Source organism: Streptomyces sp. NPDC006393 (assembly GCF_040628575.1).
In the GTDB taxonomy this organism is placed as follows: domain Bacteria; phylum Actinomycetota; class Actinomycetes; order Streptomycetales; family Streptomycetaceae; genus Streptomyces.
Genome location: NZ_JBEXZD010000010.1, coordinates 1 through 12,740 on the forward strand (window position 1 = coordinate 1; position 12,740 = coordinate 12,740).

11 protein-coding genes are annotated in these 12,740 nt (G+C 71.3%); 5 read left to right on the plus strand and 6 right to left on the minus strand.

Annotated elements, in window-relative coordinates:
- Positions 1-296 (minus strand): hypothetical protein (locus ABZ484_RS07145; RefSeq protein ID WP_358864872.1); only part of this gene is annotated, 296 nt, incomplete at its 3' end.
- Between the two features lie 1,378 nt (positions 297-1,674).
- Between ABZ484_RS07145 and ABZ484_RS07150 the strand changes: the two genes are divergently transcribed.
- Together ABZ484_RS07150 and ABZ484_RS07155 are read left to right on the plus strand one after the other, a co-directional pair.
- Entirely contained in the window at positions 1,675-4,869 is a 3,195-nt protein-coding gene (locus ABZ484_RS07150) for a HAMP domain-containing protein (protein WP_358864981.1), read from the plus strand.
- 63 nt (positions 4,870-4,932) lie between these two features.
- Positions 4,933-7,350, plus strand: a complete 2,418-nt coding sequence (locus ABZ484_RS07155; protein ID WP_358864873.1) for a SpoIIE family protein phosphatase — start codon at positions 4,933-4,935, stop codon at positions 7,348-7,350.
- 224 nt (positions 7,351-7,574) lie between these two features.
- Here the strand turns inward: ABZ484_RS07155 and ABZ484_RS07160 are convergent, their stop codons facing one another.
- Positions 7,575-7,901 carry a hypothetical protein gene (locus ABZ484_RS07160; protein WP_358864874.1) on the minus strand — a complete coding sequence of 109 codons (327 nt, stop codon included), beginning with the start codon at positions 7,899-7,901 and terminating at the stop codon, positions 7,575-7,577.
- Positions 7,902-8,612: 711 nt separating this feature from the next.
- Between ABZ484_RS07160 and ABZ484_RS07165 the strand changes: the two genes are divergently transcribed.
- Genes ABZ484_RS07165 through ABZ484_RS07175 form a run of 3 tightly spaced genes read left to right on the plus strand, consistent with a single transcriptional unit; the run spans position 8,613 to position 9,952 of the window.
- Complete coding sequence (locus ABZ484_RS07165) at positions 8,613-8,894, plus strand: transposase (RefSeq protein ID WP_358864875.1); 282 nt, start codon at positions 8,613-8,615, stop codon at positions 8,892-8,894.
- A gap of 56 nt (positions 8,895-8,950) precedes the next feature.
- Positions 8,951-9,670 carry an IS3 family transposase gene (locus ABZ484_RS07170; RefSeq protein WP_358864876.1) on the plus strand — a complete coding sequence of 240 codons (720 nt, stop codon included), beginning with the start codon at positions 8,951-8,953 and terminating at the stop codon, positions 9,668-9,670.
- A gap of 48 nt (positions 9,671-9,718) precedes the next feature.
- The gene (locus tag ABZ484_RS07175; RefSeq protein ID WP_358864877.1) at positions 9,719-9,952 is read left to right on the plus strand and encodes a hypothetical protein; all 234 of its coding nucleotides are present in this window, start codon (positions 9,719-9,721) and stop codon (positions 9,950-9,952) included.
- Between the two features lie 39 nt (positions 9,953-9,991).
- On the opposite strand, the gene ABZ484_RS07180 is transcribed toward ABZ484_RS07175, so the two are convergent.
- The 4 genes from ABZ484_RS07180 to ABZ484_RS07195 all read right to left on the minus strand — a co-directional run bounded on the left by ABZ484_RS07180 (position 9,992) and on the right by ABZ484_RS07195 (position 12,702).
- Complete coding sequence (locus tag ABZ484_RS07180; RefSeq protein WP_358864878.1) at positions 9,992-10,342, minus strand: helix-turn-helix domain-containing protein; 351 nt, start codon at positions 10,340-10,342, stop codon at positions 9,992-9,994.
- A gap of 185 nt (positions 10,343-10,527) precedes the next feature.
- Positions 10,528-11,664: a BN159_2729 family protein gene (locus ABZ484_RS07185; protein ID WP_358864879.1), complete on the minus strand. Its 1,137-nt coding sequence runs from the start codon at positions 11,662-11,664 to the stop codon at positions 10,528-10,530.
- Positions 11,661-12,257, minus strand: a complete 597-nt coding sequence (locus ABZ484_RS07190) for a sigma-70 family RNA polymerase sigma factor (RefSeq protein ID WP_358864880.1) — start codon at positions 12,255-12,257, stop codon at positions 11,661-11,663. Before ABZ484_RS07190 ends, ABZ484_RS07185 begins: the two co-directional genes overlap by 4 nt.
- A 205-nt stretch (positions 12,258-12,462) precedes the next feature.
- Positions 12,463-12,702: a helix-turn-helix transcriptional regulator gene (locus ABZ484_RS07195; protein ID WP_358864881.1), complete on the minus strand. Its 240-nt coding sequence runs from the start codon at positions 12,700-12,702 to the stop codon at positions 12,463-12,465.
- Between the last annotated feature and the right edge of the window lie 38 nt (positions 12,703-12,740).

Genomic DNA, 12,740 nt, shown 5'->3' on the forward strand with positions numbered 1-12,740 from the left:
ATCGCGGTCGGCAGCGCCTGCTGCACCGACTGCTCCACCGCGTGGCGGATGCCGGTGTGCAGCGTGTGGTGCAGCGCGAGGGCGAGGTACGGGTGCGCCTGGTGGGCCATGCCCTGCTGGTGCAGCTGCTGCTGGACCTGCTGGATCTGCTGCAGCGTCTGCTGCATGCGCTGTGCCACCTGCTGGCTCGCCTGCTGGCAGGCGTGCTGGATCGACTGCTGGACCACCTGCGCGATCTGCTGCTGCGGGCCGCCGATCTGCTGGCCGAACTGCTGCAGGGGCTGGCTACCGGTCATGACCGACATGAATGCTCCGTTCAATGCCTGGGATGGCCGACATAAGACCTATGTCGGCTTTGTCGGAGAACTCCGACGCCCTGAAGCTAAGTTGGCCGCGCCCGCCCCGCAATCGGATGGCCGCCCCCGCGGGCGACGGACGCGCCCCCGACCTGCCAGGAGACGGGGTCCGCCCTCCCCGGACACGCCGCCGGTCGGGTGAATCCGGGCCGGCCGCGCGGCGTGGCTGCGGCCGCGTGGCGTGGGGCGGGGTTGCGCCGCTTCGCATCCGTCGCCGACCGCTCTCCGGGACGGAGAGGGTCGCCAAGGTGGCGAGCGAGGAGAGCGGTGCCGCCCGGCGGCGGTTCGACGTGGCGGATGTCGCGCCACCGGTGCCGGACGCGCGGGCGGGGGTGGTCGGCCGGGACCGGAATGCGGAGCGGCTGCCCGGGGGACGCGGCCGCCGAGGTGCTGGGGCGGAGCCCGGCGGACCTGATCGATGGTCCGCCGTTCGAGGCCGGGGCGGGCCCACTCTGGCCGAGAGGGCGTCCTCGCGCTCCGCACCGAGGGCCCGACCGGCCCGGTCACGAGCCGCCCCGGCGACGTCGAGGCACGCCTGGGCGCCGCCGTGGCACGGATGGGGGAGTCCGCCGTGGCACGGGTGGCGGAGTCCGCCATGGCACGAGTGGGGGGGGGGGAGTCCCTCGACGACTGGTGCCGGGCCGTGGTCGACGCACCGACGTCGCCGCGGCCCGCACCCGCTGCGACGTCGGTTCTGCTCATGGCCAGGACCAGGTGGCTGGACACCGGGCGGGTCGCCTGCTGGGACCTGGCGACCGTCAGCGAACGGGTCAGCGACGCCGTCCGGCACGCCACCGGACCCGCACGGTTGCGCCTGAGCGTCGACAACGTAGTGATCTGCGAGGTCTTCGACGCCGGTGGCACCGCTTCGCACCCGCGCCGTTCGAAGACCAGCGACGAGGGCGGTCGCGGCCTGTTCCTGATCGCTCGGTTCCCCCGGTGGTGGGGCGCCCGCCGCACCCGCGACGGCAAGGTCATCCGGGCCGAACAGTTCCTCACGGGGCCCGCCGGGTCCCTCACCGAGCCTGTTGAGACTTGCCGGCGAGTGCGCGGTCAGGGTCGGCACAGGCCTGCCGCCAGGCGCCCGGCGGCGGCCGGCCGGCCACGGACGCCCACGCGCGCTGTCCTGCTCCGTCCCGTCGGCGGCACACTGGAGACACGGTGCGGCCGACGCGCAGCCTCCGGGCGGGCCGAGGGCCGCCACCTGCAAGCAGCCTCCCGGCCGGCCGGCCGGTGGCGGATCAGTACGGCGGGAGCGGAGATGGCTGAGGCTTCCCGAGCGGCCGCGCGGGACGGATCCACGAGCGTGGTCTGCCAGATGGACGAGGCCGGGCTGCGCCGCCTGCTGGCCGGTCTCACCGCGGTCCGGGACGGCGACTTCCGCACCCGGATCCCCGAGGACGGCGACGGGCTGCTCGGCGAGATCGCCATCGTCTTCAACGGCATGCTGGAGCAGCTGTCACGGTTCACCACCGAGGTGACGAGGGTGGCCCGCGAGGTCGGCAGCGAGGGCCGCCTCGGCGGACAGGCCCAGGTGACGGACGTGCCGGGCTCGTGGAAGGACCTCACCGAGTCGGTGAACGCCATGGCGGGCAACCTCACCACTCAGGTGCGGAACATCGCCCAGGTGGCGACCGCCGTGGCACGGGGCGACCTCTCCCAGAAGATCACCGTGGACGCCCGCGGGGAGATCCTCGAGCTCAAGGAGACCATCAACACGATGGTCGACCAGCTGTCGGTGGTCGCCGACGAGGTCACCCGGGTGGCCCGCGAAGTGGGCACCGAGGGCGACCTCGGCGGTCAGGCCACCGTCCGCGGGGTCTCGGGCACCTGGAAGGACCTCACCGACAACGTCAACGTCATGGCGTACAACCTCACCGGCCAGGTGCGTTCCATCGCGCAGGTGGCCACCGCCGTCGCCCGGGGCGACCTCTCCCAGCGGATCGTCGTCGAGGCCCAGGGGGAGGTCGCCGCCCTCGCCGGGGTCATCAACACCATGGTCGACACCCTGTCCGCGTTCGCCGACGAGGTGACCAGAGTGGCCTGCGAGGTGGGCACCGAGGGCATCCTCGGCGGCCAGGCCCGGGTGCCGCACGTGGCGGGCACCTGGAAGGACCTCACCGACAGCGTCAATTCCATGGCGAACAACCTGACCGGCCAGGTCCGCAACATCGCCCAGGTCACCACCGCCGTCGCCGAGGGCGACCTCACCCGCAAGATCGACGTGGACGCCCGCGGCGAGATCCTGGAGCTCAAGACCACCATCAACACCATGGTCGACCAGCTGTCCTCGTTCGCCGCGGAGGTGACCCGGGTGGCCCGCGAGGTCGGCAGCGAGGGCCGCCTCGGCGGGCAGGCCGAGGTGGAGGGCGTCTCCGGCACCTGGAAACGGCTCACCGAGAACGTCAACGAGCTGGCCGGCAACCTCACCCGCCAGGTCCGCGCCATCGCCGAGGTCACCAGTGCCGTGGCCGAGGGCGACCTGACCCGCTCCATCACCGTGGACGCCTCCGGCGAAGTCGCGGAACTCAAGGACAACATCAACGCCATGGTGAAGTCGCTGCGGCAGACCACCCGGGCCAACCAGGAGCAGGACTGGCTCAAGACCAACCTGGCCCGGATCTCCCGCCAGGTACAGGGCCGCCGCGACCTCGACGACGTCGCCAGGCTCGTCATGGACGAACTGGTGCCGCTGGTCGCCGCGCAGTACGGCGCGTTCTTCCTCTCCGAAGGCACCCACGACGGGGTGCGGCTGTGCCTCATCGACTCCTACGGGCGCCCCGAGAACTCTCCTCGCCCCACGCGGTTCCGGCTCGGTGAGTCACTGGTCGGCCAGGCCGCCCGCAGCCGGCGCACCATAGCGGTGGACGACGTCCCGGCCGACTACGTCACCGTCTCGTCCGGTCTCGGCAGCGCCGCCCCCGCCAGCCTCATCGTGCTGCCCGTCACGGCGGAGGACCAGGTGCTCGGCGTCATCGAGCTGGCCTCCACCGGCCGTTTCACCCCGCTGCACCGGGACTTCCTGGACCAGCTGATGGAGATCATCGGGGTTCACGTCAACACCATCATCGCCAACGCCCGCACCGACGAGCTCCTGGGCGAGTCCCGGCGTCTCGCGGGCGAACTCCAGGCCCGTTCGGAGGAGCTCCAGGTCCGCCAGGAGGAACTCCAGCGCTCCAACGCCGAGCTGGAGGACAAGGCGGCGCTGCTGGCCAGCCAGAACCGCGACATCGAGACGAAGAACCTGGAGATCGAGCAGGCCCGGCAGGAGCTCGAGGACCGGGCCCGCGAGCTCGCCCGCGCCTCCAAGTACAAGTCGGAGTTCCTGGCCAACATGAGCCACGAGCTGCGGACCCCGCTCAACAGCCTGCTGATCCTCGCCCAGTTGCTGGCCCAGAACCCCGGCCACAACCTCACTCCGAAGCAGGTGGAGTACGCGGAGGTCATCCACTCCGCCGGATCCGATCTGCTTCAGCTGATCAACGACATCCTCGACCTGTCCAAGGTCGAGGCGGGGAAGATGGACATCAGCCCCGAGCGCTTCCGCCTGCGTCAGCTGCTGGACTACCTGGAGACGACCTTCCGCCCCCTGGCCTCCCAGAAGGGACTGGAGTTCCAGGTCGTCACGGCCACCGAAGTCACCGCCGAGCTGGTCACCGACGAGTCCAGGCTGCGCCAGGTGCTCCGCAATCTGCTCTCCAACGCGGTGAAGTTCACCGAGGCGGGCCGGGTCGAGCTGCGGATCGAACCCGCCGACACCACCGACGCCGATCTCCCCGACTCCGTCCGCCACAGCGGGCCGGCCCTGGCCTTCCGGGTCAGCGACACCGGCATCGGCATCCCGGACCAGCACCTGGACAGCATCTTCGGCGCCTTCCAGCAGGCCGACGGCACCTCCAGCCGCAAGTACGGGGGAACCGGACTGGGCCTGTACATCTGCCGCGAGATCGCCTACCTGCTGGGCGGCTTCATCCATGCCCGGAGCACCCAGGGCGAGGGCAGCTGCTTCACCCTGTACCTGCCGACCGTGCATCCCGCGGTCCAGGGCGCGCTCCACCTCACCGCGGAGCCCCCCGCCGAGGGCACGCTGGTCCCCGCACCGGACACCGGTCCGGAGCCCGCCGCAGAAGAGGCCGATCCGCTGGCTGGCCGCACCGTACTGGTCATCGACGACGACGCCCGGAACGTCTTCGCCGTCACCGGCATCCTGGAACTGCACGGCATGCGGGTCCTGCACGCCGAGAACGGCCGCGAAGGCGTGGAGACGGTGGCCGACGAGGACGTCGACCTGGTCCTGATGGACGTGATGATGCCGGAGATGGACGGCTACGCCGCCACCGCGGCGATCCGGGCCCTGCCCGGGCCCCACCGGGTGCCGATCATCGCGGTCACCGCCAAGGCCATGTCCGGTGACCGGGAGAAGTGCCTGGCCGCCGGAGCCGACGACTACGTGCCCAAGCCCGTCGACGCCCAGCAACTGGTCCACTGCATGCGCCGCTGGCTCGACCTGTGATGTGCTGGTGGTGGGTGCGCGGCGAGCGGTCGCCCGCGGTGTGCCCGGCCGAGGAGCAGTCCCATGGCGGAGCAGCAGCACGAGCCCGAGCGGCAGCGGTCCCCCTCCGGACCCGCCACGCCTCCCGCGGGGCGCGGTGAGACGGGGGTGGCCCGGCTGGCGGCCACCGTCGACCGGCTGAGCGCCGAGAACCGCGCCCTGCGGCAGGAGAGCGAGGCCCGGGTTCTCGTGGAACTGGCCCAGGGCGTCCTTGTGGAGCGGCTGAACTGCGCTCCGGCCGAAGCCGCGCGGCAGCTGCGACGGCTCGCCTCCGACGCCCGGACGGCCCTGCCCGAGCTGGCCGCCGACATCGTCGGCGAGGCCGCCTCGGACACCATCGCCTGCGCCACCGCGGAAGTCCACGCCGAGCAGACCCCGACCGGCGCCGGCCGGACGGCGGAGGAAGCCGCGGAGCCTCGGAGCCGGGGGACCGCCCTGCGGCTGCGTACGACGGAGGCCGCGGCCATCCTGGCCGGGGACGACACCGAGGCCCTCGCCCGGGCCCTCCTCGACCGCGCCCTGAGGCCACTCGGCGCCACCGCCGCCGCCGTCTGGTCGGCCGCTCCCGACGGCTCGCTCACCCTCGCGGGAGAGGCTGGGTTCGGCCCCGCCGAGGCCGCCCGCTGGCGCTATGTCCCGCCCGGGGTCGGCACCCTGGCCCAGCGGGCCGTCACCGAGGACCGAACCCTGTGGACCGCCGAGTCCGGCGGCTCGCTGCCACCGACCCTCGGCGGTGGCACCGCCGGGACACGAACCGTCGTGCCCGCACGGGACGGCGGTCGGCGCGTGGGCGTCCTGGAGATCCACTGGCCCGGCCCCACCGGTCCCGGCACCCACCCCGCACTGGCTCGGCAGCTGGACGCCCTGGCGCAACTGTGCGCCCTGTCGCTGTCCGGCCACGAAGTGGAGCCGGGCAGCCCGGCCGACGGGACGGCCGGCTGCCTCGTGGCCCTGCTCGACGGTGTGCTGGACTCCGCCGCCCTGCTGCGACCCCTGCGGGACCGCGACGGCCGGATCACCGACTTCGTCATCGAGCACACCAACGCGTGCTTCACCGACCCCGCCGGCCGTGCCCCCGGCTCGCTGACCGGGCTGCCGCTGCTGGAGGCATATCCACTGTTCGCCGCGGACGGCGGGCTGTTCGAGCGCATCAAGCGCGTGCACGACACCGGGATCCCCCACCGCGACCGGAGCACGGTGCTCACCTTCCCCGGCAGCCCCGCGCCACCGCCCATGGTCGCCGCCGTGGGCCTGGCCCGCTTCGGCGACGTGGTGCTGCTCAGCTGGCGGCTCCCGGACGGTGACGCCCGGCGGGCCGACCTGCTCCAGCACGCCCAGCGGGTCAGCGGGATCGGCGCCTTCGAGGAGAACCTGACCACCGGTGAGATCACCTGGACCGAGCAGCTGTCCACCCTGTACGGGCTGCCGCCGGGCACCGCCCCGGTGGCGCTGCACCAGCTCCCGGGACACGCGCACCCGGACGACGCCGCCGCCGTGAGGCGCTTTCTGCGCACCGTGCTGCACCAGCGGGAGGAGAGCGCGGTCACCTTCCGGCTCCGGCGCGCCGACGGTGTGGTCCGCCACCTGCGCGTCGTCGCCGAACCCGTCTGCGACGCCTCCGGGCTCCTGGTCGCGGTACGCGGCGCCTACCAGGACATCTCCCGCCTTTCCTGGACCGAGGTCGCGCTGGCCGCCACCCAGGACAGACTGGCCAGCGCCGAGGAGCAGTCCGCCGAGCGCCGCCGCCTGGCCCGGCAGCTCCAGCGGGCGATCATGCCCCCGGCGGTCCAGCCGGTCTCCAGGGCAGGCCTGCGGGTCGCCGTGCGCTACCGCCCGGCGGAGGAGGACCAGCGGGTGGGCGGAGACTGGTACGACGCCGTCGTGCTGCCCGACGACCGGGTGCTGCTCACGGTCGGTGACATCGCCGGCCACGGCATCGCCGGCGCGACGGGCATGGTCGTCCTGCGCAACGCCCTGCGCGGACTGGCCATCACCGGTGCGGGGCCGGGCCGGCTGCTCTCCTGGCTGAACACCGTCGCCTGCTGCCTCACCGAGCAGGTCACCGCGACCGTCGTCTGCGGCCTGTTCGATCCCGCCGCCCGCACCCTGTGCTGGGCCAATGCGGGACACATGCCCCCGGTCCTGGTCGGCCGGGGGAGGGCCGAAGCCCTCACACCGCCCGACGGGCTGCTGCTCGGCGCCCTCGACGAGGCCTCGTACGAGGAGACCCAGCACGAGCTGCGGCCGCAGGACATCCTGCTCATGTACACCGACGGCCTGATCGAGCGCCGCGACGGGAACATCGACCGGGGTCTCCGCACGCTGCTCACCGCCGCCCGCCGCCCGGCCGACGGCCTCGAGGACTACCTGGACCATCTGCTGGCCTGCGACATCGCCGACACCGACGACGACATCTGTCTCGTCGCCGTCCAGCCGACCTGATCGCGACGATCACCGGTTCGCGGCGGCGGGCATCATGCCGCCATGGATCCGAACCGCCGGATCATCGTCGCCCTCGACTGCGACAGCCGTTGTCACCCAGGGCAAGGAGGTCTTCCTCGACCTCAAGCTCTTGTGTGGTACGGGCATCTCCTGCGTGGCGGCACGCATGACGGGGCCGCCCGCGGTCAGGGCTCTGACGGCGGGCGGCCTCGTCTGTCATGGGGTCAGCGGCGCCAGTACAGGTCGCAGTCCCGGTGGTGGTGGCGGTTGCCGTACCGGTCCCAGTCCCAGCTGTAGTAGCGGCAGTTGTCGCGGTAGCCGTGACGCCAGTAGTCGTTGCGGTTGTTGTAGCAGTGCCTCCGCAGTTCACCGGAGCGGTGGTAGGTGTAGGCCCGATGGTTGGAGGCGTGGGCGTGCATGCCCAGGTGGACGGCGGGAGCCACCGCCTTCACCGTCGGCAGCGGGGCGGCGGCTGCCTCCATCGAGAGGGGGGCCATGACAGCGCCGGCCGCCAGGAGCGCGCCTACTGCTGCCTTAGCAATGGTCTTCACCTGATCTCCTTTCGAACATCAGGGCCGTTTTTGCCCTGGTGCGGAACGTGACGCTACATCAAATCGATCCGAATTCCGGGGCCGAGCTGAGTCACCGTCAATGCGTGAGAAGTCGGCGTAGGACATGGAAAGTTGCAGCTCAGTGGGCATTGCCGGAGGGATTTCGCGGGAATGCGCACCGGTCCTTGAGTTCTGCATCCGACCAGGTGAATTCCCGGCCTGCCAGGGGTGCTTGTAAGTGCTCGGAAAAACAGGTCCGACGGTGTTAATGCATTCTTTGAAAATGCCCCGTGTTGTGCGGAGTCGTGCCGTGAGAAAGTGCGCCGTGGCCTTGCGGGCCGGGGTGAGGGGGTGTGTCGGTGCCGCCCTGTTCGGTGTGGAGCGTCGTTCTCGGCGGATGGGGCGTGCCCGGCCGGCCGCGGTGGCGGCGGTGTCGAACCGGTCGCGTGTCGCCCTGTGCCGGGTGCGCGGACGTGCCATGGGCGGGTGGTTCCCCGTGTCTGCCCGGCGATGGGAACGGGTGCGCGCTTCTGAACGAATGTCGGAAATGGAAGGTTTGCGGTGACGCTTCCTTTTCGGCTACTGTCCAGGATCTCTGGACGATCCGTCCGGAGACTCTGAACGGCGGGGTCGGCGCAGCGTCTTCCGTCCGTTTCCCGGGACACGCGTGGACGGATGCGACCGCGCGTGTCCCCGTCCGTCCTTTCGGCAGTGTTCGTGAACGAGTGGGATCCGGTGAGCAGTTCGTATCCGGCGGCACTGCGTGTGCGTGCTGAGCAATTGGTCGGTGACGGGCATTCGGTCCAGGAGGTGGCGCGGCAGCTGGGTGTTTCCGTGCAGACGGTGTACCGGTGGCGGCGCGTGCGTGTGTCCGGATCGGAGCTGGCGCGGGCCCGTGCCCGTATCGGTGAGTTGGAGGAGGAGGTTGATCTGCTGCGGGAGGCGATCGCCGTGATGAAGCAGGTGGTGCCCCCAAAAGGCGGTACGAGGTGATTGCCGGTGTGGTGGCGCGGGGCTTTCCGGCGCGCAGGGCCGTAACGCTGCTGGATGTGTCGGAGTCCGGGTATTACGCCTGGCGGGCACGCACTCCCTCCGCGCGGGAACTGCGCCGGGCCTGGCTGACCGACGTGATCGTCGACATCCACCGGGAATCCGGGGGCGCGTTCGGGTACCGCCGGATCGGGCGGCGACTTCTGTGCCGTTACGGCATCAACGTCAGCCACGCGACCGTGGAGACGCTGATGAGGCGAGCCGGGATCTGCGGGAGGACAGGACGGCTGTACGCGCCGGACCGGCAGCCGGCGGCGCCTGCTCCGGGAGGCCACTGGATCGTCGACGTGCCGGCCTTCACCCCGCTCCAGGGTTCCTTGTACTCGGCGGTGGTCCTGGACGCCACGTCGCGCAGCCTGATCGGCTGGAGCACCGCGGAGTCAGCGGACCGGGCACTCGTCCACCGGGCTGTCATGGCGGCGATCACCCGGGTCGCCGGCACGGAAAGGGCCGAGGGGAGTGACGAGGCCGACGGGAGTGCTGGGGGCGGCCGGAACGCCCAACGCACCCCTGTGGCCTGCTCCTTCACCGATCGTGCCCGTGCGCTGGGATGCGCGCCCGCGTGCGGGGCAGCGGGAACCTGGTACGACCACGCCGTCGTCAACGCGTTCTGGGACAGCGTCCACCGCGCACTTGACGGCCCGAGGCCCTGGCCGGACGCACAAGCCCTCGAGGACCGGCTGAGCAACGTCTTCGAACGCTTCGCCCGGCCCGCGTGAGCCGCCGGCCGGCGTTTCGCAGCTCCACCCACGTCATAGGGGGATCAATTGGATACGACATCATCTCTGCCCGCCGATGGAGCCGGCCTCCACAGCGGGCAGCACGCCTCCACCACCCAGGCCCATCGGGTGCGCCTCTACGGTGTGCTGGACTCGGTGTGCCGGCCGTTGGACGCCGCTGATGTGCAGGCCGTCTTCCAGCTGGCCGAACTCGACTGTGTCACCGTGCAGGCGGTCATCGACTGGATCAACGCGGCACGGACGCTTCCGCGTCCGCTGTGACCACCTGACGGCATCCGCCGCCCGGAACGCCGCGCGCCTCTACCCGGTCTGGTCGGCGCGCAGCAGCGACTCGACGAGGACGGCCACGTGCCGACGGTCGGTCGGACTGAGTTTGTGGACGCTGGCGATGAGGATGGCCACTTCGGGGTCGGCGGCCTCGGGCGCGTCGTGCAGGTAGAGATTGACGCCGGCGGCTTCGGCGGCGGCCCGCTGCACCGGCGGGAGGGGGATGCCCAGGCCCTTGGCCAGGCCTTCCAGGGTGGTCTGCTGGGGCATCTGAGCCAGTCGCGCGGAGGTGGCCAGGTGGTGGACCGTTGAACGGGAGATGCCGCCGCGACGCGCCACATCGCTGTAGGACCAGCCGTTCTGGTCCAGCTTGTGTTTGATCATTTCCTGCAGTGTGTTGGGCACGCCGGTTCTTCCTGTGCAGAAGCAGTCACCGCCTGTCGTTGAGTCTAACGGCGCCGCCGCCGGGACGTTCTGCACCTTTTTCCCGTCCGGGACCGTGCGCTACCCTGCCGTCCGGCTGTGCCCGGTGTGGGGGCGTGGGGGGTGTCTCGTGGCGTGCTCGGTGTTCAGTGGCCGTTCGCGAGATCCTGGTCCGAGGGGGACGGGCTGGGGATAAGGGGCCCGTTGGCGGTGAGCACGGACGTCAGCGGGTAGGGCGGGCTGCCGGTGCCGTGCAGGGTGAGCAGGGGGGTGTCGTCCTCCTGGCGTTGGCCGTGGTAATGCCATGTCTGGCCGTGGCGGTCGGTGTGGGGCAGCGCGAGGTCGTAGACGCGGCCTGCCAGACAATAGGGTTCGGTGGCTTTCCGGGCCGCTTCGTCCAACAGGCGGGGCACGGCGTCCGCGGTGAGGTGGATCTCCACGCCGTCCAGGTGCCCGGTGGCGGTCTGGGCCCCTTCGGCGCGGTGGGTGGGTGCGTTCAGGGGTGCGCCGATCGCGGCCAGCCAGTACTCCCAGTCGGTCAGTGACAGGGCCTGGATGTGGACGGTGACGCGTTCGAGCTCCGCGGTGATCCGGGTGACATCGAGGCGGCCGGCGTGTTCGGCCCGCAGCCTGGCTGCCGTTCGGACGGCCGCCGACCGAGTCTGCTCGTCGTGGCCCGCCTGCTGCTCCTGTTCCGCGTGGCCCGCCTGCTGCTCCTGTTCCTCGTGGCCGGCTCGCTGCGCCTGATCCTCGTGGTTGCCTCGCTGCACCTGGTCCTCATGGCGTGCCTGCTGCCCGTGGTCGTCCTGGCCGCTCGGGGCCATGTCGCTCGGGCCCGTGCTGTGCGCTTCCTCTGTGTCGGCGGCGGTGCCGTACGCGGCTGCCTGGGCGCCGGCCGGGGCATCGGCCGGGGCGTCGCCGCGGTCGGGCATGTGCGGGCTGTTGTGGGGGGCGTAGAGGAGATGCAGCGGGTGGGACGCGTCCAGGGTGCTGGGTGGGATCTGGCTGGTGGGGGGCGTGGTGATCGCGTCCCACAGGGCGGCGGGTGTCCGCGCGGCCAGGTGCGTCGCGGTTTCGGTGGCCTGCGCTCCACCGGTGGGGGTTCGCGGCAGGGTGTGCTGATGGTCGTGCTGTTCCCGCAGGTGCCTGAGGGCTTCGGCGCCGCCGATCTCGACCAGGCGGCCCTGTGCGTTCAGGTCGGCGATGAAGGCGCGGGCGAGTTCGCCGAGCCGTGCCATCAGTTCCTGCTCGACGTCCATGTTTCTGCCGAACGCGGGGCTCATGCGGCGGCTCCCGCGTAGGCCTTGCGGAGGGAGCCGAGGGCGCGCCATTGCAGTGTCTTGACGGCGGCGTCGGTGGTGCCCAGGGTGCGGGCGGTCTCGCTCACGGACATCCCGCCGAGGAACCGCAGCCGGATGACGGCCTGTTGGCGGGGCGTGATCTCGGACAGGGCGTTGTGCAGGTCGTCGACGGCGAGCGAGGACAGGACGGTGTCCTCGGGGTTGCTCACCAAGGGCGCCCAGGCGTCTGTCAGCAGGGTGATGTGGTCGACGAAGGTGAGGTGGCGTGCCGCGGCGGTCTTGAAGTGGTCGGCGACCACATTGCGCGCGATCGTGCACAGCCACGCACGGATCGACTTACCGGTCCAGGTGAAAGTGGCGATCTTGGCCCATGCCTTCATGAAGACGTCCGCGGTGAGGTCTTCGGCCAGGGCCGAGTTGGATCTGACACGCTGGCCGATGAGCGTGGCGATCAGTCCGTAGTGCCTGCGGTACAGCTCGGCGAACGCCTCGCGATCGCCTTGCTGGGCCCGGATGATGAGTGCTTCTTCCCCCGTGGTGCCGCCGTCCGGGGCGGGGTGAACCTGAGTGGTCAACGGTGCTCCTGATCGTGGGTGTATGGGATTTCTCGGGCGGGCCGCGCCCGTGCGACGCCGCGTCCGCGAGCCGCCGGTGGTCTGGGGCGGAACGGAGCCGGTTGCCGGCACGGCCGGGTCGCCGCTACGGCCGGGGAGCCGGGGCCGGTTCGCATCCGGCCGCCGGCCGGCCGAATCGCCGATGCCGCGGGCGGTGCCCGCCCGGTCAGGGCGCGTGGTGTTGTTGTGAAAGGCTGCTGCGCCGGAGGGTCTTTATGTCGTCGTAGACGAGCGCGTCGAGCCGCACGCGGTAGGCGTCGCGCAGGGTCCACAGCGTCGTCAGGCTGGGCTGTTTCGTGCCGGCCGCCAGCCGGTGGAGTGTCGATCTGCTGATCCCGGTGCGCTGCGCCATGTCGGCGACACTCTGGTCACCGAGTTCCCCGGCCTTTGCCAGGAGCGTGGCCATGTGGAGGCGGAGCATGGTCAAAAGACCCCCTCAGCAAC

Bases quoted from the DNA above. Each gene is read 5' to 3' on its own strand.
- ABZ484_RS07150 (WP_358864981.1), top strand. From the start codon at position 1,675: ATGGACGAGGCCGGGCTGCGCCGCCTGCTGGCCGGTCTCACCGCGGTC.
- ABZ484_RS07155 (WP_358864873.1), top strand. From the start codon at position 4,933: ATGGCGGAGCAGCAGCACGAGCCCGAGCGGCAGCGGTCCCCCTCCGGA.
- ABZ484_RS07180 (WP_358864878.1), bottom strand. From the start codon at position 10,342: ATGATCAAACACAAGCTGGACCAGAACGGCTGGTCCTACAGCGATGTG.
- ABZ484_RS07185 (WP_358864879.1), bottom strand. From the start codon at position 11,664: ATGAGCCCCGCGTTCGGCAGAAACATGGACGTCGAGCAGGAACTGATG.
- ABZ484_RS07195 (WP_358864881.1), bottom strand. From the start codon at position 12,702: ATGGCCACGCTCCTGGCAAAGGCCGGGGAACTCGGTGACCAGAGTGTC.